The sequence below is a fragment of the Flavobacterium sp. genome (assembly GCF_046155325.1).
Lineage (GTDB): Bacteria > Bacteroidota > Bacteroidia > Flavobacteriales > Flavobacteriaceae > Flavobacterium.
This window is the reverse complement of sequence record NZ_JBJXDQ010000044.1, coordinates 1-24,193: the sequence shown is the minus strand read 5'-3', so window position 1 is coordinate 24,193 and position 24,193 is coordinate 1. Positions and strand designations below refer to the sequence as shown.

The following is a 24,193-nucleotide window of genomic DNA, read 5'->3' as shown; positions in this document are numbered from 1 at the left end:
TGAACATTGTTTTTACCTCTTTGCACGGAACATCAATTACTGTAATGCCTGAAACATTTGTAGCAGCTGGGTATAATAATGTACATATCGTTGAAGAACAAAGAGTACCAAATGGTGATTTTCCAACTGTAAAATCTCCAAATCCTGAAGAGCCAGAAGCACTGACATTAGCTTTAGCATTAGCAGACAAAACCAATTCGGATATTGTAATTGGTACCGACCCAGATTGTGATCGTTTAGGTGTAGCCGTTAGAAATAATGAAGGAAAAATGACTTTGCTAAACGGAAACCAATCCATGATTTTGATGACTGCATTTTTATTGGACGAATGGAAAAAAGCAGATAAAATTAATGGAAAACAATTCGTAGGTTCGACTATCGTTTCTACCCCAATGATTATGGAATTGGCTTCGGCATACGGCGTTGAATTTAAAGTAGGATTAACTGGATTTAAATGGATTGCAAAAATGATTAAGGATTTTCCTGAACAACAATTCATTGGTGGTGGAGAAGAAAGTTTTGGTTATATGGTTGGCGATGCGGTTCGCGATAAAGATGCCGTTGCGGCTACTTTATTAATATGCGAGGTTGCGGCTCAAGCCAAAGCTAAAGGTAGCACGGTCTACAAAGAGCTTTTGAAATTATATGTAGAACATGGATTATATAAAGAACATTTGATTTCGATTACCAAAAAAGGAATGGAAGGACTAGCCGAAATTAACCAAATGATGGTTTCCTTACGCAAAAATCCAGTGAAAGAAATTAACAGTCAAAGAGTAATTATGCTTGAAGATTACAAGTCATCAGTTGCATTAAACTTACTTACTGGCGAAAAAGAAGTTATCAATATGCCTAAAGCGGATGTATTGATTTATTACACAGAAGATGGTTCTAAAATTTGTGCCAGACCTAGTGGAACTGAACCTAAGATAAAATTTTACATTAGTGTAAATGCCGAATTGGATGCAGTTGAAAATTATTCAGTTGTTGAAAATACATTAAACGATAAAATTAAAAACATCATTGCTGATATGCAATTGACCTAATGGATAAAAACCTCATAAAATTATTTCCATATACAAAAGCGTATCAATCTCATATCATTTGGAATGTGATTTATAACATTTTGTATGCCTTATTTAGCACCATTTCAATGCTTACTTTGTTACCAATGCTTGAAGTGCTTTTTGGCAAAACCAAAGTCATTGAAAACAAACCTGTTTTTGAAGGCATAGGTGAAATTATGCAGTACGGAAAAGATCTATTATATTATGAAATTTCAGAATTAACAAAAGGTAGCGGACCCCAATTTGCTTTATTACTAGTAGTTATTTTAGTTATTTCAACTTTTTTATTGAAAAACTTATTTAATTATTTGGCTTCATACCACATTATGCACCTTAAAAACGGTGTTTTACGTGACTTGAGAAAAAAAATGTTTGATAAAATAATAGAACTGCCTATTTCATATTATTCCGAAAAAAGAAAAGGTGATGTTATGGCGCGAATGTTGGGCGATGTCAATGAGGTTCAAAATTCTTTTTTCTCGATTTTAGAATTGGTTGTCAAAGAGCCTTTAACAATAGTTTTTGCATTGATTACTATGTTTGTTATTAGTGCAAAATTAACTTTATTCGTTTTGCTTTTCATACCAATATCAGCATTTATCATTTCAAAAATTGGTAAAAACTTAAAAGCAAAATCGTTAAAAGCGCAAGGCGAAAGTGGTTTGCTTATTTCGATTGTTGAAGAGAGTTTAGGTGGTTTGAAAGTGGTAAAAAGTTACAATGCAGAGACTACTTTTAAAAACAGATTTAATGATTCCATCACTCGGTTATTGAAATTATCAAATAGCATAGGAAACAAAAACAATCTAGCCGCACCATTAAGTGAGTTTATGGGAATTACAACTATTGCTATTCTACTTTGGTATGGTGGTAATTTAGTATTGGTTGACAAAACCCTTGATGGCTCTGCTTTTATAGTCTATCTTTCCTTAGCCTATAATATTCTCACCCCTGCAAAAGCAATTTCTAAAGCATCATATTCTGTGAAAAATGGTTTAGCCGCAGCACAAAGAGTTTTTGAAGTATTAGAAGTTGAGAACGAAATTACTTCAAAAGAAAATGCTGTCGAAAAAGCTACTTTTGACACGGCAATTACTTTAAAAAATATCAACTTCAAATATGAAGAAGAAGCCGTTTTAAAAGATTTTTCACTCGAAGTCAAAAAAGGACAAACCGTAGCGCTCGTGGGTCAATCCGGAAGTGGAAAAAGCACGATTGCCAATTTGCTGACTCGTTTTTATGATGTTAATGAAGGAACAATTACTATCGATTCAGTCAATATCAAAGACATGAATTTACAATCGCTTCGTGGGTTGATGGGATTAGTAACTCAAGATAGCATTTTGTTTAACGACACTATTAAAGCCAATATTGCTTTAGGAAAACTAGACGCCACAGATGATGAAATTATCGATGCCTTGAAAATTGCGAATGCTTATGAATTTGTAAAAGATTTACCGTTGGGTATTTATACTAACATTGGTGATAGTGGCAACAAACTTTCTGGTGGACAAAAACAACGTTTATCGATTGCTCGTGCAGTTTTGAAAAACCCTCCCATTATGATTCTGGACGAAGCAACTTCGGCTCTAGACACAGAAAGTGAAAAATTTGTTCAAGTGGCATTAGAAAACATGATGCAAAACCGAACTTCTATTGTTATTGCACATCGTCTTTCGACCATTCAAAAAGCCGACAAAATTGTAGTGATGCAAAAAGGAAAAATTGTAGAGCAAGGCACTCACGATGAACTCATTGCGATCAACGGAATGTATAATAAATTAGTGATGATGCAGTCTTTCGAATGAGGATTTTGGATTTCAGAATGTAGATTTCAGATTTATCAGCGGATTTTTAATTTTTAATTTTCGATTTTTAATTTAATAAATGTACGGCAATAACCCAAACATAACACTTCCTGAGGATCCAGACACGGTAGTTTGGAAGTACTTAGACTTGTCGAAATTTCTCGATTTATTGATGTCTCAGAAACTCTTTATGTCTCGATCTGATAAATTTGAAGACCAATATGAAGGCACTTTCAGTGAACCAACCTACGAAGAGATTAAAAAAATTGCCATAAACAATCCTGAATTTCTAAATTATTACAAAACACATCGCGAAAAAGTAGCGGTTAGTAGTTGGCATATCAACGAATACGAATCTTTTGCGATGTGGCAAATTTTCACCCAAAATAGCGAAGGATTAGCTATTCAATCTACTATCGGAAGATTACAAAACGCCGTGAATGCCGAAAAAAATCATAAGCAATACATTGGCGAAGTAAACTATATTGATTACAAGAAAGAATACATTCCGTTTGACGATATGTTTTTCCCATTTTTGTTCAAACGAAAAAGTTTTCAGTACGAAAGAGAAGTTCGCATCATTTCTGACGTTAGCGAAAGTAATATTAAATTAAATGATGGACTAAAAATAAATGTAGACATCAATCAACTCATTGAAAAAATCTACATCCACCCCAAATCAGAAAACTGGTATAAGAATCTTGTTATTGAATTAGTTTCAAAACTAGGATTTGATTTTACGATAGAAAAATCGGATTTAGAGAGTGATATTTTGATATAAAATCAAAACCTTGCATTCAATTTCAAACTAAAAACTCTAGTAGTTAAATAATTAGGTATTGCATATTGATTTTTAGAATACACATCCCGAACCCAAGTATTGGTAATGGCGTTTTGATTGTCAAAAAGATTGAAAATTTCTAAACCAATGGCTAATTCTTTGAAGGGTTGGAGCCATTTTTTAGTCGATGGGTTTTGACTATCAATTAAAATTTTAGAAAAACCAACATCGGCACGGCGGTAATCTCGTAACCTGTTTTGGTATACATAAGGATCGGCATAAGAGGGTGATCCTCCGGGTAAACCAGTATTGTATACTAAGTTTAAATATAATTTTACTGTTGGAATATTAGGCATAAAATCCTGAAATAATAATGCAAATTTCAATCGTTGATCTGTAGGTCTAGCAATATAGCCTTTGTTATTGATATTTTCTTCTGTTTTAAGATATCCGAAACTAATCCAGGACTCAGTACCTGGAACAAATTCTCCATTGAGCCTAAAATCAAATCCTTGCGCATAGGCCTTAGCATTATTGTTGGCTTCATAACGAATTCGAACATTGTCTAGAGTATAAGTATTGACATCTGTCAAAGATTTATAATATAGCTCGGAAACCATTTTGAAAGGACGGTTCCACATCTTGAAATTATAATCATTACTCAATACAAAATGTACCGACTGTTGCGCATTTACATTGGGTAAAACTACGCCGTCTCTATTTCTCAACTCCCTATAAAATGGTGGCTGATGGTACAATCCGCCTGACAATCTAAAAAATAGTTCTTTTTTCCATTTTGGTTTTAATGAAAACTGAAATCTAGGGCTTAAAGTCATTTGAATATCACCAGATGCTGTTTCTGATTCCACCTGCCATTGATGCATTCTGACTCCAGCATTAAACCATACTTGGTTGTTGCCTATAGTCCCTTTTTGACTCCATTGTGTATACCCCGAAAAACGATTAATAGTAACATAATTTGTGGCCCTCACATTTTGATACGGTACTAATGGACCAGTATAAGAAGAATAAGGTTGGTCATTTTTAGGTAAAAAATCAGGAGGATTTAAAGAAAAACCTGCCGAATCGACTACTTCCCACTCTACTACCCGATCTCTAATAGATTCACGAGTATATTTGGCTCCCCACTCTAATTGGCATTTTTTCCAATCGTACATTCCTTTAAGCTCCATGTTAAAAATTAGAGCGTCCAAATCATTACGAGCATGATTAAGCTGACCTCCCACGCCTCTTGAAAACGTTACATCACCATAGGTATCTGAGCCTAAATTAGTGTCTACTTCGCCTAAATTATATTGAGCCAAAATATCAAAGTATTCTTTTTCTTGGGTATGATAAAGTGAAGCAATGAGTTTGTAAGTAGCTTTTTCTGAAGCTACAAAAGTAGATTTAACAGCACCAAAATAAGTGTTGTATTTGTCTTTTTCCTGACCTTCATAATATACTATAAGCGTTTGAGGATCATCAATAGTGCCAAAATTGGTTTGTCTGGTTAAAGGCTGGTATTGATAATCATTTTGAGAAATATTACCTAAAAAACTCCATTGAAATTTAGTGGAAGCATTGAAATTCACATTGGTTTGAACATCTACAAAAGTAGGTTTGAAATTTGTTTGGGTGTCTTGACTGTTGACTAAAAGACTATTATTTCTGTATCGAACACCAGTAATTGCTGACCATTTTTTATTTTTGGAAACAACATCTACAGCAAGACTAGCTCCGAGAAAACTAGCTTCGGCAACGGCAGCAAATTTTGTTGGTTTTCGATAGGTAATATCTAAAACTGAAGATAATTTATCGCCAAATTTAGCTTGAAAACCACCTGCCGAAAAATCTATATTTTGAACCAAATCGGTATTGGTAAAACTCAAACCTTCTTGCTGTCCTGAACGGATTAAAAATGGACGATAGACTTCAATTTCATTTACATAGACTAAATTTTCATCATAATTTCCACCACGAACAGCATATTGCGTACTCAATTCGTTATTAGAATTTACGCCAGGCAAAGATTTTAAAATATTTTCGACACCAGCATTGGCTCCTGGAATTTTCCGTATTACTTCTGGCGAAATGGTTGTTATTCCCTGAACTCTTTTTTTGTTATTTCCAATAATCAAAATTTCTCCCATTTGTTCTTCTTGGTTGTTCATGACCAAGTTAAATTCATAATCCTCATTAGGTTTTAAAGTAAGAGTGATGCTAGCTCTTTTTTGAGAAACATGCGAAAAAACAAGCGTTATTTTCTTATTTGCAGGGACAACTATACGGTAAAAACCCGTATTATTGGATTGGATTGTATTTCCCAAAACTGTTATGTTTACACCATCTACAGGACGATTATTATCATCAAGAATAACCCCTTTTACTATCGCAGATTGTGCTAAAACACCAGTGTTTATAAATAACAAGAAGAAAACAAGTATTATTTTATTTAGGCTCAAGGAAATTATTTTTTAATGTTTTGGCTTCTAAAAAAAAGCGTTTCAAAGATAGTAGAATTCCCTACATTATCTACAACTTCAATTTTTAATTTATTTTCACCTTCAGCAACGATTGCATCACTAAAATTATGGGTTATTTTTTTGGTTTTACTATCATATTCAAACAAAATCCAGTTGTCGTTCAAATACCCGTTATAAGATTTTATGCCCGATTGACTATCACTAATCGTGAATTGAATACTTTTTTTATCTGTTAACCATTTTCCTTCGATAGGACTTGCTATGCTTATTTTTGGCGCAATTGTATCTAAAACTAAAGCATACTTTCCTAAAGTTTTAACTTTGGTTGTGAAAGTAGCCTCTTTTCGAAATGTAGCATTGTAACTCACTTTTAAACCATCCATTAAAGCGATATATAATTTCTCTCTTTGGGCTTCAGTATGTTTCGTGTCCTCTATGGTAATCGTAAAATTAGAATGGGCAGGAACAGAGTTATCATGAAGGATTAAAGTATCATTTATGACATCAAAATTAAAATTAAAATCTTCATAAAAAGTGCCTGCTGGGAAAAAAACCGACATGTTTTCCTTTTCGAAATTACTATCTTTATTTGCCTTTATATAATACTTTGAAAGTTCTGGTTCTGGTGCGATAATTGGCGATTGTGCATCATAAACAATTGGAATAGAAACGGTAGTGGTATTGCCATAAAAATCAGAAACTTCAATTCGGTCTAATGAGGTTAAATTAGGAAGAACTGAAAGAATCCCATTGGTATCATCTGATTTAATAATACTCAATTTATAGGGAGTTTTCATAAATAATTTTTGAACTCTTTGTCCTGATTTTTTATACATAGAGAAATCAATCAAAGCATTGATATAGCGCATTTCATCAAAAGAATAAGTATCAAATTGATACCCAAAATTGGGTAATCCGTTAAGATACGACTGAACTTTATAAACACCATTGGGACTAAAAGACACATTGTCATAATCTGAAGTTTGAATACCAAAACCAATTTTGCCATTGGTCAAAACTTTATCCGATAAATAAATGCCATCCTTTTGTAGTTTCAAATTGAGTAGTAAAGGACGCTTAGACTGATTGACTGTCGTCTCATTAGTTATTGGATAAACATAAACACCTGAAAGAATTGGCTTTTTTGTGTCTTTCAAAAATTTATCAAAACCAAAAAGCAATGGATTTATAATATTCTCGGTGATATTATCTCGAAATTCAAAATGCAAATGTGGTCCCTCTGAACCTCCTGTGTTTCCTGACAGGGCAATAATTTGATCTTTTTTTACTTCTAATTCTCCCGGTTTTAGATAGATTTCTAACTCAAATGATTTTTCTTTATAATGAGTACTTTTTATAAAACTTTCGATTTCTCCAACCATTTTTTGCAAATGCCCATAGACAGAGGTGTATCCATTAGCATGAGTAACGTAAAGTGTTTTTCCGTTACCAAAAGTAGAAATCTTGATTCTTGAAATATAACCATCTGCAACAGCATACACATTTAAACCTTCTTTTTGCATGGTTCTAAAATCAAAACCTGCATGAAAATGATTGGGTCTTAATTCACCGAAATTACCTGCTAACTGCATTGGAATATCCAAAGGAGAACGAAAATAATCTTTAGGGTACTCTTTTTGAGCTAATATAAAATTGCTGAAAAGCAAGGTGTAAATAAATAATTTCATATGTAGATGTTTATTGTTTTTTATCCGTCATATGTAATTCGCATATCTTCAATGGTGTTTGCGACCAATTATTAGTCATGCTCATTTCATAAAATAAATTTTGGCTAAGTTAGAAATTATGAAATAAATAAAAAACACTTAAACACAACGTGCTGTTTCATAAATAATTATATATTTTATTATAAAAAAGCAGATAAAATATTGTATTACTAAAAAGGAATCTTAACTTTGTAAGATTAAGTAATACGTAGATTAAATTTATGAGTGTGATTGCAGAAATTATTGATACTCTCGAAAATAAAATTGGAAAACTTTTTGTCAAGATAAATACACTTGAAAAAAATAACCAAGATTTAAATATGAAATTATCAGATGCTGTAAAAACCATAGAAAATCAATTTCTAGAGATTGAAGCGTTAAAATCGCAATATGAAACACTCAGAATTGCCAACGGATTACTAGGCAGTGAAGAAAACAAAAGAGGTACAAAGCTTAAAATAAATTCATTAATTCGTGAAATTGATTACTGTATAGCGCAACTATCAGATTAGTAAAAAATTATGGACGAAAAGCTTAAAATAAAAATATCAATTGCTGATCGCGTTTACCCATTAACGGTAGATATGTCTCAGGAAGAAGGACTCAGAAGTGCTTCAAAAAAAATTGATGTGATGATTAAGCAATTTGAAGAAAATTATGCCGTTCGGGACAAGCAAGATGTTTTAGCCATGTGTGCTTTACAATTTGCTTCTCAAGCAGAACAAAAACAAATTGATAATGCCATAAATGGCGAAGAAACTATGGAACGAATTAACAAGCTTAATTCGCTCTTAGATCAATATCTCGAAGATTAAAATATACGTTCTTAACAGAAACTAAGTTACTGCCTACATTAGTTCATATTTGGTAAACTCAACACTAACAATTTAGAATGAGCAAATCATCGTTACTATAGCAAGCCAATTCAGTTTGGAAGCTTGAACAACGAGTTAGCTCAAAACTTGTATTTCCGAGTTTATACAAGCAACCTAATGTAGGCTTTTTTTATATATAAATTTTAACTAAACATGGACATTTTAACAATAATTATTTCAGGAATTGGTGGAATTGCAGGCGGTTTTGGAATAGCCAAAACAATAGAAAAAAGCAACATATCCAATCTAATAAAAAACGCAAAGAAAGAAGCCACATCAATCTTAAAAGATGCCAATCTAGAAGCCGAAAACATCAAAAAGGATAAAATTCTTCAGGCAAAAGAACGCTTTATCGAATTGAAATCAGAACACGAGCAAGTCATTCTTTCTCGTGATCAAAAAATGGCAGAAGTCGAAAAAAGAGTGAGAGACAAAGAATCTCAGATTTCGAATGAACTATCAAAAGCAAAAAAAATAAATGATGATTTTGAAGCTAAAACTAATGAGTTTAACTCTAAAATTGAAATTTTAGAAAAGAAACAAATTGAAGTAGAAAAGTTGCACAAAAGCCAATTGCAACAACTAGAAGTTATTTCTGGTTTATCTACTGAAGATGCTAAAAATCAATTGATAGAAGGATTGAAAGCAGAGGCAAAAAGTCAGGCAATGTCTCAAATTCAAGACACTATTGAAGAAGCGAAATTGACAGCTCAACAAGAAGCAAAAAAGATAATCATCAACACCATACAAAGAGTTGGAACAGAAGAAGCGGTAGAAAACTGCGTCTCTGTATTCAATATTGAATCCGATGATGTAAAAGGGAGAATCATTGGTCGTGAAGGTAGAAACATTAGAGCCATCGAAGCGGCTACTGGTGTAGAAATAATCGTTGATGATACTCCTGAAGCCATTATTCTTTCATGCTTTGATCCTGTTCGTAGAGAAATTGCTCGTCTATCTTTGCACAAATTAGTGACTGATGGTAGAATTCACCCAGCACGAATCGAAGAGGTAGTTGCTAAAACTACCAAACAAATTGATGATGAAATTATAGAAGTAGGTAAACGTACGGTAATCGATTTAGGTATTCACGGATTACATCCTGAATTGATAAAAGTAGTTGGAAGAATGAAATACCGCTCGTCTTATGGACAAAATTTACTACAACACTCTCGCGAAGTTTCTAAACTTTGTGGTATTATGGCTGCTGAATTAGGACTAAATGTAAAACTGGCCAAAAGAGCTGGATTATTGCACGATATTGGTAAGGTTCCAGATGCCGAAAGTGATTTACCTCACGCATTGTTAGGGATGCAATGGGCCGAAAAATATGGCGAAAAAGAAGAGGTTTGCAACGCCATTGGAGCACACCACGACGAAATTGAAATGAAATCTTTATTATCACCAATCGTTCAAGTTTGTGATGCTATTTCAGGTGCAAGACCAGGAGCTAGAAGACAAGTTCTTGATTCTTATATTCAACGTCTAAAAGACTTGGAAGAAGTAGCTTATGGTTTTAACGGTGTGAAAAATGCTTATGCCATCCAAGCTGGTAGAGAATTGCGTGTTATTGTAGAAAGCGAAAAAGTTTCTGACGATAATGCAGCTAAATTATCTTTTGAAATATCACAAAAAATACAAACCGAAATGACTTATCCTGGTCAGGTAAAAGTGACTGTGATTAGAGAAACAAGAGCGGTAAATATTGCTAAATAGATTTTTAGATTACAGGTTGCAGGTTGCAGTTAGTAGGTTGCAGATTACAGGTAGCAGGTAGGAGATAGCAAATAGCAAATAGCAAAAAAAACGAAAACGTTCTGAGAAATCAAGATGTTTTCGTTTTTTTTATAGGTTTTTAACATTCTTAATCTGAAATCTACTAGCTGTGACCTGATTCCTTTCTCGGGTGAAAATTATTGATTATTTGGGTTAAAAATTTCCTGTCAAGATGCACATAAATTTCGGTAGTTGTTATCGATTCATGCCCTAGCATTAATTGAATAGAACGCAAATCGGCTCCATTCTCTAGAAGATGCGTTGCAAAAGAATGACGCAATGTATGCGGACTGATGCTTTTGTTTAAATCAATTTTCACAGCTAAATCTTTGATTATTGTAAAAATCATAGCTCTTGTGAGTTGCCTTCCTCTCCTATTTAAAAACAAGGTGTCTTCAAATCCTTTTTTGGTATCGATATGATTCCTAATAGTTTCTTTGTACAAAAGAATATATTTTTGAGTCAAATTACCAATCGGAACAAAACGTTGTTTATTCCCTTTTCCAGTAATTTTAATAAAGCCTTCGTCAAAAAACAAATCGGATATTTTTAAGGCAACTAATTCGGAAACTCGAAGTCCACAACCATAAAGTGATTCTAACATCGCTTTGTTTCGCACCCCTTCTGGGGTACTTAAATCAATAGCCGAAATTAAGGCGTCAATTTCTTCGATTGACAAAGTGTCGGGAAGTTTTCTACCTGTTTTGGGAGTTTCTATCAACTCCATGGGATTGTCTGAACGATAATCTTCAAAAATTAAATAGCTAAAAAAACTTTTCAATCCTGAGATTATTCGGGCTTGAGAACGTGGATTCACTTCTTTTGAAACGGCATAAATAAATTGCTGAACGGTTTCTTCCGAAATTTTTATGGGTGAAACTACAATCTCGTTTTCTGCCAGAAAAACACACAATCGTTCTATATCAAAAGAATAATTGTCGATGGTGTTTTTAGACAAACCTCTTTCGATTTTTAAATACGACTGATAGCTTTTTATATAGTTAGTCCAACTCATAGTACAAAGAAACGGTATTTTTAAGGCATAAAAAAACCACTCAATTGTTATTTATGTTGAATACAATAATGTAAGATGAAAAGAAATAAAAATAGAATAAATTCGTTCCTAAAATAATATCAGTAAATTTGAAATAATTAAAAAACCCAATTATGAAAAAAATATTTTTTGTTGCCGTAGTACTATTTGTTACAAATGTAACTATTCAAGCGCAATCCGTTAAATTTGGTGTCAAAGCTGGATTAAATTATGCTAATGAAATTGGAACTAATATAATTGTAAACAGCATCAATTATAAGACCGAAGCTATCACTAGTTATCATGCTGGATTGGTTGCCCAAATTGGGCTTTTTAAAGGCGTTGCTTTTCAACCTGAATTGTTATATTCGACCCAAGGAGCAACTTATACTAAAGCCTTAGTAGAAATCCAAAATGAATTGGGCTATATCTCCATTCCTGCTATTCTTAAAATCGATTTAAACAAGACCTTTAGCCTAGAATTAGGTCCGCAAGCCTCGTTTTTATTGAGCGAAAAAAATACTTTTGATGCCAAAGATGCCAATACTTTTGATTTTGCCGCAGTTGGTGGTTTAGGCTTAAAAATCACCAAAAGTCTGTTTCTGCAAGCTCGATATGTTTTGGGTTTAACCGAAATGTCGAAAGATGCACAAACCAAAAATTCAGTAGTTCAAATTTCAGCAGGTATTCTTTTTTAGAAAAATTAAAAACAAATTCTACACAAACCGTTCTATTATAGAACGGTTTTTTTATTTTTACAAAAATATAAATTATGAAAATTTGCATCATTAATGGACCAAACCTCAATCTACTGGGTAAACGAGAGCCTGAAATATATGGAACAGAAACGTTTGAAGATTATTTAGATATCTTGAAAAGCAAGTTTCCGAATGTAGAATTCACTTATTTTCAAAGTAACATAGAAGGAGAATTGATTGGTAAAATTCAAGAATTTGGTTTTTCTTATGATGGAATTATTCTCAATGCCGGCGCTTATACCCATACTTCAGTTGGTATTGGCGATGCGATAAAATCTATTACTACTCCTGTTATTGAAGTTCATATTTCGAATACGTATTCACGTGAAAGTTTCAGACATCAGTCTTATATTTCAGGAAATGCAAAGGGAGTAATTCTTGGTTTTGGAATGCGAAGTTATGAATTAGCTGTATTGTCATTCTTGTAATAAATCATTCGCCACGAATTCACGAATTCTATATTTTGACTTTACGCTTATACAAGCAGTAAATATTGGTGAATTCGTGGCAAATATTTTTTTTTATCCTTAAGCTTTACATTTATTAGGCTCTTACAATTTTAGCCCCTATGGCTCTTAGCCTCTCGTCTATTCGCTCATACCCTCTATCAATTTGCTCGATATTTTGGATGGTGCTTGTCCCTTTTGCCGAAAGAGCTGCAATCAACAAGGAAATTCCAGCTCTAATATCTGGTGAAGACATGGTAGTCGCTTTTAATTGTGATTTAAAATCATGACCTATAACTACAGCTCTGTGTGGATCACAAAGAATAATTTTAGCCCCCATATCAATCAATTTATCAACAAAGAATAATCGGCTTTCAAACATTTTTTGGTGAATCAAAACATCCCCTTTTGCTTGAGTTGCTACAACTAATATGATACTCAATAAATCGGGAGTAAACCCTGGCCAAGGCGCATCAGAAACCGTTAAAATAGAACCATCAATATCTGTTTTTACTTGATAACCGTCTTTGTGTTCTGGTATATAAATATCATCACCTCTTCTTTCTAATGTTATTCCTAGTTTTCTAAATACATTTGGAATAAGTCCTAGGTTATCCCAACTAACATCTTTAATGGTAATTTCACTTCGGGTCATAGCAGCCAGTCCAATCCAACTTCCTATTTCGATCATATCAGGTAGGATTCTGTGAGTACAACCCCCTAAACTTTCAACACCTTCTATAGTCAATAAATTAGACCCAATACCTGAAACTTTAGCTCCCATGGCATTCATCATTTTACAAAGCTGTTGCAAATAGGGTTCACAAGCTGCATTATAAATAGTAGTTTTCCCTTTGGCTAAAACAGCAGCCATCACAATATTTGCTGTTCCTGTAACCGATGCCTCATCTAATAACATATCGGCACCTATTAAACCTTCTTGGGCTTCAACACCATAAAAATGATCTTCTCTATTGTAACGAAATTTAGCTCCAAGATTAATAAAACCTTCAAAATGAGTATCTAATCTTCGTCTTCCTATTTTATCGCCTCCAGGTTTTGGTATGTATCCTTTTCCGAATCTGGCTAATAATGGCCCAACAATCATGATTGAGCCTCGAAGAGAACCACCTTCTTTTTTGAAAGCTTCGGTCTCCAAATAGCCTACATTTACCTCATCTGCTTGAAAGGTATAGGAACCTGAACCTATTTTTTGAATTTTAACCCCTAAATTACCTAAGAGTGTAATTAGCTTATTAATATCAATTATATCTGGAATATTATTAATGGTTACCTTTTCAGGAGTTAATAATACGGCACATAAAATTTGCAACGCTTCATTTTTTGCTCCTTGTGGGGTAATTTCCCCTTTTAGGCTAAAGCCTCCTTCAATTTTAAAAATTCCCATTTTTTTTTGGTTATGGGTTATGGGTTATAGGTTATGAGTTGCCAATTACAAACTCATAACCTATAACCTATAACTGTTTTACAAAGGTTTTCTATTTTGGTTTTTATGTAATGGATTTGGCTTACTCAATTTACCATTTTTGTTGTTTTGAATTTTAGGTTGACCTACAGGAGTGATTTTGTTTGACACCCTTTTATTGGTTCTCAATAAATCGTTAGTTGTCAATAGCTCTTCTGTACTTTGAATAAGATTTAATTTACCATCTGATAATTCATATAAATGTTCGAAAATAACATCATCTTTTACGGTATCTTTATTCCAACTCAAATATGATTTTTTCATGTGATTGGCAATTACTTTGACCAAAGCATTTTTCATTTCACCATCCTCCCACTTATTGGCAACATCAATCATATACTTAATATTATTACCATAATATCGGTATTTGGGATAATTCTGCGGATAATTTAAAACATCGGGCTTGAGTTGTAAAACTTCGCGTGTAGGCACTGGATAAGGTGACTCTACATCTAATTTAAAATCAGACATTATGAAAATTTGATCCCATAATTTGTGCTGAAAATCAGGCACATCCCGCAAATGAGGATTCAAACTCCCCATTACTTGAATTATATATTTTGCGATTTTATTTCGCTCCTCACGATCTTCAATAGCAGTGGCTTGATCGATTAATTTTTGCAAATGCCTACCATATTCCGGAATAATTAAATGAACTCTTTCGGCATTATATTCCAAATTAAAAACAACATCGTTTGCAACTTCTTTTATATATTTTGTATTCATATGTGGTTACTTATTGTTTTTTTATAGGTCATATGTAATTCGCATAGATCTTCACTATGTATGCTTCATATTTCCAGATTGCTCATTTCATATTTATAGGGAAATAATACCTTTAATTGTAGAAACTTCAATGTATTTTTTGATAATTTCTTGTGGGTTTTTCATATTGACATCAACAGATATACTTGTGAATTTTCCTGTTTTAGATTTAGTTGTTTTTATCACAGCTCCCATCTCATTAAATGCATCTTCAACTCGAATCACATTATCTGCCTTGGAAGGGACAATAAATTTAAATAAATAAACTGCAGGCCAAGTAGAACTGTTCTCTAACTCGACTTTTAATCTTTCATAAAAATCTTCGGGGTTTTTTTCCATTCTAAAATTAAAAATAAAAAGCAAATATACTGTTTTGGATTTATATTACAGGATATAGAATTTAGGTTTTTTAATAATAAAGAAGCTATTATATCATTTTATCACATTTGAATTCAAATAACTTTAAGTAAATTAGCCCGCAGAAATAAAAAAGCTAATATAAGTATTCTTATTGCATTTTTTATACTCTTAAACTAAAATTTTATTGTCTTTAGTATAGAATCCTACAATAAATATTTATGCAAACAGCATTAGAAATCCTCAAAAAACATTGGAATCACAACGGTTTTAGAACTCCTCAAAACGAAATAATAAATTCTGTTTTAGATGGCAATGATACTTTTGGGTTAATGCCAACGGGGGGAGGGAAATCTATTTGTTTTCAAATTCCAGCGCTGATGAAAGAAGGAATTTGTCTCGTTATTTCGCCTCTAATCGCCTTGATGAATGACCAAGTACAAGATTTACAAAAACGCAATATAAAAGCCATAGCATTGACTGGCGGAATTCGATCGGACGAAATAATTACGTTGCTTGATAATTGTGAATTTGGAAACTATAAATTGTTATACCTTTCACCTGAACGTTTACAATCGGACTGGATTTTAGAACGCATAAAAAACCTTCCTATAAACCTTATTGCTATTGATGAGGCACATTGTGTATCGCAATGGGGACATGATTTTCGCCCTGCATATCTTAAAATTGCCCAACTAAAAACCTATTTTCCCAATATTCCATTTCTCGCACTAACAGCATCAGCTACAAAGACCGTTCTTGAAGATGTAATTCTTCAATTAGGCATGAAGCAATCCGTCCTTTTTCAGAAATCATTCGAAAGAAAGAATATTGCTTATATGGTTTTTGAGGTTGAAGACAAACTTTATAAAATTAATCAGATTCTAAATAAAAATCCTGAGCCTTGTATCATCTATGTTCGAAATAGAAAATCATGCTCCGATACTGCTTTTCAACTACAATCTTTAGGTTTTAAATCCACCTATTATCATGGTGGGTTATCTATGAAGGAAAAAATGAATAACATGAATCTTTGGATGAATGAAGAAGTACAAATCATGGTTGCTACTAATGCTTTTGGAATGGGAATCGACAAATCAAATGTTAAAACAATAATTCACATTCAGCTGCCCGAAAGTATTGAAAGTTATTATCAAGAAGCGGGTCGTGCTGGGAGAGATGAACAAAAAGCTTTTGCCATAATACTAACAAGCCCATCAGATATAGCACAAGCCAAAAGCCAGTTTATCAATGTATTGCCTGATAAAAAAATTGTTACTCAAATTTATATTAAAATCTGCAATTATTTTCAAATTGCTTATGGCGAAGGAATAAACGAACAATTTTCGTTTAACTTGAATCAATTTTGCCAAAAATATGGTTTTCCTGTTTTAAAAACTTTCAATGCAATTCAATTTTTAGATCGTCAAGGAATTTTAAGCTTATCGCAGGAATTTTCAGAAAAAGTGACTGTTCAATTTATCATTGATTCGAAAGAAGTGATACGTTATATGAGTCTAAATCCAAATGAAGAAATCGTTCTTTTGCCTTTACTGCGAACCTATCCCGGAATTTACGAATCACAAACCGCTATAAACTTATCCTTGATTGCCAAAAAATCAAATTCTGAAGAATCCCTAATTCTTTCGGTTTTAGAAAAATTAAAGAACCTTGACATTATTGAGTATCACAAAAAAAACAATGATGCCACCATTATTTTTAATGAAATTAGAGAAGATGAAAAGACAATTAATCGAGTTTCTAAATATCTTGAAAATCAAAATAATCAAAAAATTATTCAATTTAATTCTGTTTTAAAATATATCAGTGAAAGTAAAACCTGCAAGAGTAAATTAATCTTGAATTACTTTGGAGAAAATATAAATTCTGATTGTGGTATATGTTCCTATTGTATTTCTAAAAAAAACAAACCAACTAATATCGCTTTGGTTTCAGAAAAAATTATTATTGTATTAAAAAATGCAGATTTTAATTCAAGAGAAATACAAATCCAAACAAAATGTACTCAAGACGATGTTATCTTTGCTTTGAAAATTTTATTAGAAAATAATACAATTACAATAAAACCAAACAATAAATATTCACTAAAATAACAACGAAATTGCTTCTGCACAAGCGAACAAATCGTTCCTCGCAATAACTATGGAAAAACTACGAATCGTATTTATGGGAACCCCCGAATTTGCAGTTGGCATTTTGGATACCCTACTAAATAACAACTATAATATTGTTGGGGTTATTACCGCTGCCGACAAACCAGCTGGTCGTGGACAAAAAATAAAATACTCGGCTGTAAAAGAATATGCATTACAAAAGAATCTCACTTTGCTACAACCAACAAATTTGAAAGATGAATTATTTTTAACTGAATTAAAGGCTCTTAATGCCAATTTACAGATTGTTGTTGCCTTTAGAATGCTACCCGAAGTAGTTTGGAAAATACCGAAGTTAGGCACCTTTAATCTACATGCTTCATTGTTACCAAATTATCGTGGAGCTGCACCTATCAATTGGTCTATAATAAATGGTGATACAAAAACAGGTGTAACTACTTTCTTTATTGATGATAAAATAGATACTGGAGCAATGATTTTAAGTTCTGAAATTGAAATCCTTCCAAATGAGAATGCTGGACAATTACACAATCGATTAATGGGATTAGGAAGTGAAACTGTATTAAGTACTTTAAATTTAATTGAAAGTGAAAATTTAAATACGATTATACAAAATGACAATCCAGATATAAAAACTGCCTATAAATTAAATAAAGAAAATTGTAAAATAGATTGGTCAAAAACTGGAGAGGAAATTTACAACCACATTAGAGGCTTATCGCCTTATCCAGCAGCTTGGTGTTATTTAAGTGATAACAATTCTGAATGGAATATTAAAATTTATGAAGCAAAATTGATTCTAGAAAACCATGATTTCGTTATTGGTAGCTTAGTTTGTACCAAAAAAGAAATGAAAATTGCAATCAAAAATGGGTTTATCCAGATTTTGCGCCTACAATTTCCAGGCAAAAAGATAATGAATACTGCAGAATTACTCAATGGAATCAGTTTTTCAGGAACTGCAAAAGCATATTAAGACCAATAAAACTAGTGTTTGAGAGCTTAATACGCCTGGTTTATCAACAAATAAAATAAGTTATCAACAAAAAGTATGGAAATTCAACAAAACTCTTGTACGATACGTAAATCCTACTAAATTTGTTGTAATAACAAAGTTTTTTTTAACTAATCCTTTAATATCTTAACATTATGAACAAATCAGAATTAATTGACGCTATCGCTGCTGACGCAGGAATTACTAAAGCTGCTGCAAAACTTGCTTTAGAATCTTTTTTAGGAAACGTAGGTGGTACTTTGAAAAAAGGTGGTAGAGTATCTCTAGTAGGTTTTGGATCTTGGTCAGTTTCTGCAAGAGCTGCAAGAGACGGTAGAAATCCTCAAACTGGAAAAACAATAAAAATCGCTGCAAAAAATGTAGTGAAATTTAAAGCAGGTGCTGACTTAGAAGGTTCAGTAAACTAATTTAAGTTTTTTTAAAACATATTAAAACCTTCCTATCGGAGGGTTTTTTTATGCTTAATAAAGAAATATTTGTTTAATTAATAATTTTTTTATTAAATTTATTAAAAATACTAGCACAATGATTTCAGAAAAATTAAAAAAAGGGAATTTATTAATTGCTGAACCTTCGATGATTGGTGATTTATCCTTTAATAGATCCGTTATTCTTATAGCGGACCACAACCAAGGAGGATCTGTTGGATTTATAATCAATAAACCATTAAAATACACACTAAACGATTTAATTCCTGAAATTAATGCGCCTTTTAAAATATACAATGGAGGTCCTGTTGAACAAGACAATCTTTATTTTATACACGATATTCCAGATTTAATTCCAAACAGTATAGAAATTTCTCTCGGTATTTATTGGGGAGGTGAATATGAAACTATCAAAGACCTTATTAATAACAATAAAATAAGTAAAAAAAATATCCGCTTTTTTTTAGGATATACTGGATGGGGAGAAAATCAATTAATCGACGAAACGGAGGGAAATTCATGGATTGTAATTGAAAATAGCTATAAAAACAAAATTATTGGAAAATCGGCTTCGTCTTTTTGGAAAGAAAAAATTATGGAATTAGGAGGGGACTATTTAATTTGGTCTAATTCTCCAGAAAATCCATACCTAAATTAATTGATACCTATAAAATTATTTAATTTTTGAACTAATTTATTAGCTAAAATTGAAGTATATTCTTTTTTTCGGTATTTAGAAATGGGTTGTATTCCCTTAATGACATTGGTTATAAACAACTCGTCTGCTTTTTGCAAATCAAAAGGGGAAATTGTCTCTTCTACAACTTCTAAATTTTCAATTCCTTTTGCTAATTTTAAAACCTGCTTTCTCATTACACCATTCAAACAACCTTCAGAAACTGGAGGCGTGATTAATTTATCTCCTCTTAACATAAATATATTTCCCTGCAAAGCTTCTACAACATTTTTAGCATCATTTAATAACAAGCAATTATCTAATCCATTTTCACTAGCATAAATACTTGCGGTGATGTTGATGATTTTATTTGTTGTTTTGATAGAAGAAAGCAAATGCCGTGTTACATAAAAATCAGTAAACAAATCTACCTCGTAATGATTACTATTTAAAACATATTCTTTGTTTTCCATAGGCTGCAAATCAATCAAAAAAGAAACTGTATTAGTAGTAGGTAAATAATACCCTCCATCATTTCTGTAAACGGTAATTCTGGCTCGTGAACAAGCAAGCGCAACTTTGCTTTTTGCTAATGCAAGTATTTGTTCTTCAATATATTCCATGGTGAAATTCATGGGTATTTCCATTCGAACAATACGCATAGAAGACATTAACCTAAAATAATGATCTTCGAGAAAAAGAATTTTGGAGTTTACAATTTTAACTGTTTCAAAAACAGCATCTCCGTATAAAAAACCACGATTATGAGTTAACAAATTCGTGTCATCGCTTACCACATTACCAATAAAATTTATCATACTATTAAAAAAAATCACGCCAAAAGGCGTGACAAATATAAGTTTAAAAAAAGAAATAATCTAGACGGAACCAATAACATGTTTAAGATCTGAAATTTGATTTTCCCATAAAAGTTTAGCTTCACTAATTTCATCCTCAAAAGCAAAATCAATCACCATTAAAGATACATCTTTTGTGATTTCGTCTACCAAAATATTCAATTCAAAAAAATAATCCGTGTCTTTATTATTATCGTCTACCCATTTAAACCTTACTTTTTCGCCATTTTTTTTTGAGGAAAGCCTTGCTTTTTCTTCGGAATCATCCCAAATAAATGTGAAAAATTCTCCGCGTGAATTCACATTATTGGCAAACCATTCTGACAAGCCCGAAGGGGTCGAAATATATTGGTATAACAGCTGTGGTGAAGAATTTATTGGAAATTCAATTTCGTAACGTATTTTCAAGTCCATCTTTAGATTAAATTTTTTGGAAAAGTATAGAATATAAAGCCAAAAAAAAAGCCTTTTCAAAAATATTTTTTTTTATCTTATTATATACTTGTAACCTCTGATTTAATTTTTATATTTGCACCCGCATTGAAAGATGGTTTTCCTCTCTCATTATGGCGAGGTAGCTCAGTCGGTTAGAGCGCAGGATTCATAACCCTGAGGTCACGGGTTCAACTCCCGTCTTCGCTACAAGATTTAATTCAATGAAGTTACGGGTTCGTATACATGAACCCGTTTTTTTATGTATACAATTTTCTTACTTTTACAGGCAGTACACCATTTTTATAGAAATCATCTTTTTTGGTAAATAAAAGGGGTTAAAATCGAGTAAAAACTCAATTCATAACCCTGAGGTCAAGGGTTCAACTCCCGGTCTCGCTACAAGGTCCCAATCGCGCTTGCCGTAGATTGGGATTTTTTCATAAAAAAAATATGGAGTTTGCTGTTTATATCCTTTATTCTAAAGACTTTGACAAATCCTATATAGGTTTTACCTCTTCAATCATTCAAAGATTTTATAGCCATAATCTCTTAGCCACCAAAGGACATACCATTAAATTTAGACCATGGACGGTAATTTATCTCGAATTTTATCAAAATAAATCTGACGCTATTAATCGTTAAAAATGGTTAAAATCTGGTATTGGTAGAGATTTTATAAAAGAAGTAAAGAGACAAGAATTCTTATCCGCCGCGGCGGACTGGAGTTCAAATCTCGGTCTCGCTACCATAAAAATCAAGACCTTAAGTTTTTAGCTTAAGGTCTTGACTTTTGTTGGCTCTAACACAAAAATTACTACATCTTAATTTTTTTTGATTCTTCAATCAAAAAAACATTTCTGACCCTAAGTAATCGTAATGATTTCTCTAATCATTTCTAACTTAAACCGTTCAATAACTTTCTCAAACAAATACCAAAAAACCAAACAAACAAAAACTTCTCTTAGCTGTATAAATTGAGTTTAATAAGTGTGTTTTTGCTCTTAGCATAAAAATTTAATTTAAAAAATTTAATTTATAACTTTTTTCTTATTTTAAATACATGTTTTGTGTGTTTAATCGATTAATTATGTGTTTAATCGATTTAAAATAATAAATTTTCATATATTTGAACTTTATATTTGATTTTTTAGAATAGCAATACAACTCTACTATTTTATCATTTCAGATTCAGAATAAACTATTGATTTATTTAAAACATAGCAATATGAAAAAATACTTCCTTTTACAAAGTAAACCATTAGCTACGCTAGTATTCTTCTTATATACCCTTATTTGCATATCTCAGACTACTCAAACAACTAATACAGCTGGTAACTATACTATAACAGTTCCTGCAGGTGTTAGTTCCTTTACTATTGATGCTTATGGTGGTGGTGGAGGCGGTGGAAGTAGTGACAATACATCTACTAATGGAGGTTCTGGTGGAGGTAGTGGTGCTTATGCCAAAGGTATACATACTGTAACCCCAGGAAGTACTTATTATTTTACTGTTGGAACTGGAGGATCTGGTGGTCCAGCGAATAGCACCACACCTCCAACAGCAGGGAGTAGTTCATGGTTTAATACAACTCCTTCAACTAATGCTGAGCCAGCAAATAATGTTCTTGGAACATTAGCTGTTTTTGGAGGTGCAGGAGTAAATAATTCGACTGCTACTCCTTCGAATAGTGGTAGTTTATTTTCTTGCCTAGGAAATAATAGTAGTAATAATGGAAATAATGGAGTTGAAGGAACTAGTTCAGGTGGTGGTGACGGTGGTGCATGTGCACCCCCAAATGCAAGCGCCGGCGGCACTGGATCATCAACTACCAATGGATCAAATGGAAGCATTGCAGGAGCAGGTGGAGGTGGAGGTGATAATAAAGCAGCTGCAAAAGGTGGTGATGGCGCAACGGGTCAAGTAACAATAACTTGGGTATGCCCAACGTATGCGCTTACTTCTGCAACTACAGCTATGAATCCATTTTGTGGCAACTCCACTTCTGAAGTTACATTGAGTTCTACTTCACTACCGTCAGGAACCTACACCGTAACCTATGATTTAGCTGGAGCTACTGTTGCTACAGGCAATACCGCCACAATGACATTTACGGTAGGAAGCCCTGATACAGGAACATTCACAACATCATCTTTAAATGTAGGAGCAACAAATATCACGATAACAAATTTATCATCTGGCGCTGGATGTTTAACTACAATTAGCAGCAACAATACAGCCAGTGTAACGGTAAATCCTTATTTACCCGCAAGTGTTTCTATTAGTGCAAGTGCAACTACAATATGTGACGGAACTAGTGTTGCTTTTACGGCAGTGCCGACCAACGGTGGTACATACCCAAGTTATCAATGGAAACTGAATGGCACCAATGTTGGTTCAGATAGCACAACCTATAGTAGCAATTCTCTTGCAAATGGAGACTTAATAACTTGTGTTTTAACATCAAATGCAACTCCTTGTTTAACTGGCTCTCCTGCAACATCGAATACTATTACCGTAACCGATATTACTGCTCCAACGCTAACTGCTGGTGTTAATCAAAATGCCAATACAGATACTGGCGCTTGTACTGCTTCTGTAATGGTTAGCGATGCCACTTTTGGTGATAATTGTACAGGTTCAACTATTACTTATACTTTAAGCGGCGCTACTACCAAAACCTTGACTTCTGGTCAAGTAGGAACTTACACGTTCAACAAAGGGGTAACGACTATTAATTATACGGTGACTGATGCAGCTTCTAACACAACTTCAGGATCTAATACTATTACCGTAACCGATATTACTGCTCCAACGCTAACTGCTGGTGTTAATCAAAATGCCAATACAGATACTGGTGTTTGTACCGCTTCTGTAATGGTTAGCGATGCCACTTTTGGTGATAACTGTTCTGGTTCAACTATTACTTATACTTTAAGCGGCGCTACTACCAAAACCTTGACTGCTGGTCAAGTAGGAACTTACACTTTTAACAAAGGGGTAACTACTATTAATTATACGGTGACTGATGCAGCTTCTAATACAACTTCAGGATCTAAAAACATTACCGTAACCGATATTACTGCTCCAACGCTAACTGCTGGTGCTAATCAATCAGCCAATACAGATACTGGTGTTTGTACCGCTTCTGTAATGGTTAGCGATGCCACTTTCAATGATAATTGTACAGGTTCAACTATTGCCTATACTTTAACTGGGGCTACTACCAAAACCTTGACTTCTGGTCAAGTAGGAACCTATACGTTCAACAAAGGGATAACTAC

At 33.0% G+C, this 24,193-nt stretch carries 21 protein-coding genes, 1 tRNA gene, 1 other RNA gene and 1 pseudogene; 16 read left to right on the top strand and 8 right to left on the bottom strand.

Translation table 11 applies throughout. The features are described from left to right. The 3 genes and pseudogenes from ACKVOD_RS02840 to ACKVOD_RS02830 all read left to right on the top strand — a co-directional run. Positions 1-1,046, top strand: a pseudogene (locus ACKVOD_RS02840) (phospho-sugar mutase); the annotation flags it as partial. Beyond that, positions 1,046-2,875 carry an ABC transporter ATP-binding protein gene (locus tag ACKVOD_RS02835; protein ID WP_409207968.1) on the top strand — a complete coding sequence of 610 codons (1,830 nt, stop codon included), beginning with the start codon at positions 1,046-1,048 and terminating at the stop codon, positions 2,873-2,875. The pseudogene ACKVOD_RS02840 and the gene ACKVOD_RS02835, both read left to right, overlap by 1 nt. Before the next feature lie 79 nt (positions 2,876-2,954). Further along, positions 2,955-3,656, top strand: coding sequence for a hypothetical protein (locus ACKVOD_RS02830; RefSeq protein ID WP_409207967.1), 702 nt, complete (start codon positions 2,955-2,957; stop codon positions 3,654-3,656). Positions 3,657-3,658: 2 nt separating this feature from the next. Here the strand turns inward: ACKVOD_RS02830 and ACKVOD_RS02825 are convergent, their stop codons facing one another. Together ACKVOD_RS02825 and ACKVOD_RS02820 are read right to left on the bottom strand one after the other, a co-directional pair. Beyond that, positions 3,659-6,121, bottom strand: coding sequence for a carboxypeptidase-like regulatory domain-containing protein (locus tag ACKVOD_RS02825; RefSeq protein ID WP_409207966.1), 2,463 nt, complete (start codon positions 6,119-6,121; stop codon positions 3,659-3,661). A gap of 5 nt (positions 6,122-6,126) precedes the next feature. Beyond that, on the bottom strand, positions 6,127-7,830 hold the full coding sequence (locus ACKVOD_RS02820; RefSeq protein WP_409207965.1) for a M23 family metallopeptidase: 1,704 nt from the start codon (positions 7,828-7,830) through the stop codon (positions 6,127-6,129). Positions 7,831-8,090: 260 nt separating this feature from the next. Here ACKVOD_RS02820 and ACKVOD_RS02815 point away from each other — a divergent pair, with 260 nt between their 5' ends. The 4 genes from ACKVOD_RS02815 to rny all read left to right on the top strand — a co-directional run bounded on the left by ACKVOD_RS02815 (position 8,091) and on the right by rny (position 10,460). Further along, on the top strand, positions 8,091-8,381 hold the full coding sequence (locus ACKVOD_RS02815) for a hypothetical protein (RefSeq protein WP_409207964.1): 291 nt from the start codon (positions 8,091-8,093) through the stop codon (positions 8,379-8,381). A 9-nt stretch (positions 8,382-8,390) separates the two neighbouring features. Then, complete coding sequence (locus ACKVOD_RS02810; RefSeq protein ID WP_409207963.1) at positions 8,391-8,684, top strand: cell division protein ZapA; 294 nt, start codon at positions 8,391-8,393, stop codon at positions 8,682-8,684. 56 nt (positions 8,685-8,740) lie between these two features. Then, a non-coding RNA gene (gene ssrS, locus ACKVOD_RS02805) (6S RNA) lies at positions 8,741-8,847 on the top strand. Between the two features lie 50 nt (positions 8,848-8,897). Beyond that, positions 8,898-10,460, top strand: a complete 1,563-nt coding sequence (gene rny, locus ACKVOD_RS02800) for a ribonuclease Y (protein WP_409207962.1) — start codon at positions 8,898-8,900, stop codon at positions 10,458-10,460. 163 nt (positions 10,461-10,623) lie between these two features. Here the strand turns inward: rny and xerD are convergent, their stop codons facing one another. Then, complete coding sequence (gene xerD, locus ACKVOD_RS02795) at positions 10,624-11,535, bottom strand: site-specific tyrosine recombinase XerD (RefSeq protein ID WP_409207961.1); 912 nt, start codon at positions 11,533-11,535, stop codon at positions 10,624-10,626. Between the two features lie 152 nt (positions 11,536-11,687). Here xerD and ACKVOD_RS02790 point away from each other — a divergent pair, with 152 nt between their 5' ends. Then, positions 11,688-12,251: a porin family protein gene (locus ACKVOD_RS02790; RefSeq protein ID WP_409207960.1), complete on the top strand. Its 564-nt coding sequence runs from the start codon at positions 11,688-11,690 to the stop codon at positions 12,249-12,251. A 74-nt stretch (positions 12,252-12,325) separates the two neighbouring features. Continuing rightward, a complete protein-coding gene (aroQ, locus tag ACKVOD_RS02785) occupies positions 12,326-12,739 on the top strand; it encodes a type II 3-dehydroquinate dehydratase (RefSeq protein WP_409207959.1) in 414 nt (137 codons plus the stop codon). Positions 12,740-12,854: 115 nt separating this feature from the next. Here the strand turns inward: aroQ and murA are convergent, their stop codons facing one another. From murA to ACKVOD_RS02770, 3 genes are all read right to left on the bottom strand, one after another. After that, positions 12,855-14,165, bottom strand: coding sequence for a UDP-N-acetylglucosamine 1-carboxyvinyltransferase (gene murA / locus ACKVOD_RS02780; RefSeq protein ID WP_409207958.1), 1,311 nt, complete (start codon positions 14,163-14,165; stop codon positions 12,855-12,857). Positions 14,166-14,243: 78 nt separating this feature from the next. Continuing rightward, the gene (locus tag ACKVOD_RS02775) at positions 14,244-14,969 is read right to left on the bottom strand and encodes a DUF4290 domain-containing protein (protein ID WP_409207957.1); all 726 of its coding nucleotides are present in this window, start codon (positions 14,967-14,969) and stop codon (positions 14,244-14,246) included. A gap of 93 nt (positions 14,970-15,062) precedes the next feature. Continuing rightward, entirely contained in the window at positions 15,063-15,347 is a 285-nt protein-coding gene (locus ACKVOD_RS02770) for a DUF493 family protein (RefSeq protein WP_409207956.1), read from the bottom strand. A gap of 239 nt (positions 15,348-15,586) precedes the next feature. Between ACKVOD_RS02770 and ACKVOD_RS02765 the strand changes: the two genes are divergently transcribed. The 4 genes from ACKVOD_RS02765 (at position 15,587) to ACKVOD_RS02750 (ending at position 19,601) form a co-directional block, all read left to right on the top strand. Continuing rightward, the gene (locus tag ACKVOD_RS02765; RefSeq protein ID WP_409207955.1) at positions 15,587-17,479 is read left to right on the top strand and encodes an ATP-dependent DNA helicase RecQ; all 1,893 of its coding nucleotides are present in this window, start codon (positions 15,587-15,589) and stop codon (positions 17,477-17,479) included. A 49-nt stretch (positions 17,480-17,528) separates the two neighbouring features. Continuing rightward, positions 17,529-18,476, top strand: coding sequence for a methionyl-tRNA formyltransferase (gene fmt, locus ACKVOD_RS02760; protein ID WP_409207954.1), 948 nt, complete (start codon positions 17,529-17,531; stop codon positions 18,474-18,476). 173 nt (positions 18,477-18,649) lie between these two features. Beyond that, entirely contained in the window at positions 18,650-18,922 is a 273-nt protein-coding gene (locus tag ACKVOD_RS02755; protein WP_409207953.1) for an HU family DNA-binding protein, read from the top strand. Between the two features lie 118 nt (positions 18,923-19,040). Further along, positions 19,041-19,601, top strand: coding sequence for a YqgE/AlgH family protein (locus ACKVOD_RS02750; protein WP_409207952.1), 561 nt, complete (start codon positions 19,041-19,043; stop codon positions 19,599-19,601). Here ACKVOD_RS02750 and ACKVOD_RS02745 read toward each other — a convergent pair. Together ACKVOD_RS02745 and ACKVOD_RS02740 are read right to left on the bottom strand one after the other, a co-directional pair. After that, positions 19,598-20,437 carry an aminotransferase class IV gene (locus ACKVOD_RS02745; RefSeq protein ID WP_409207951.1) on the bottom strand — a complete coding sequence of 280 codons (840 nt, stop codon included), beginning with the start codon at positions 20,435-20,437 and terminating at the stop codon, positions 19,598-19,600. The two genes, ACKVOD_RS02750 and ACKVOD_RS02745, sit on opposite strands and share 4 nt — an antisense overlap. Positions 20,438-20,497: 60 nt before the next feature. Continuing rightward, positions 20,498-20,890: an START-like domain-containing protein gene (locus tag ACKVOD_RS02740; protein ID WP_409207950.1), complete on the bottom strand. Its 393-nt coding sequence runs from the start codon at positions 20,888-20,890 to the stop codon at positions 20,498-20,500. Between the two features lie 154 nt (positions 20,891-21,044). Here ACKVOD_RS02740 and ACKVOD_RS02735 point away from each other — a divergent pair. The 3 genes from ACKVOD_RS02735 to ACKVOD_RS02725 all read left to right on the top strand — a co-directional run. Further along, a tRNA-Met gene (locus tag ACKVOD_RS02735) sits at positions 21,045-21,118 on the top strand. 243 nt (positions 21,119-21,361) lie between these two features. Further along, positions 21,362-21,553: a GIY-YIG nuclease family protein gene (locus tag ACKVOD_RS02730; protein ID WP_409207949.1), complete on the top strand. Its 192-nt coding sequence runs from the start codon at positions 21,362-21,364 to the stop codon at positions 21,551-21,553. Positions 21,554-22,136: 583 nt separating this feature from the next. Beyond that, on the top strand, positions 22,137-24,193 hold a 2,057-nt coding region (locus tag ACKVOD_RS02725), incomplete at its 3' end, for a beta strand repeat-containing protein (RefSeq protein WP_409207948.1).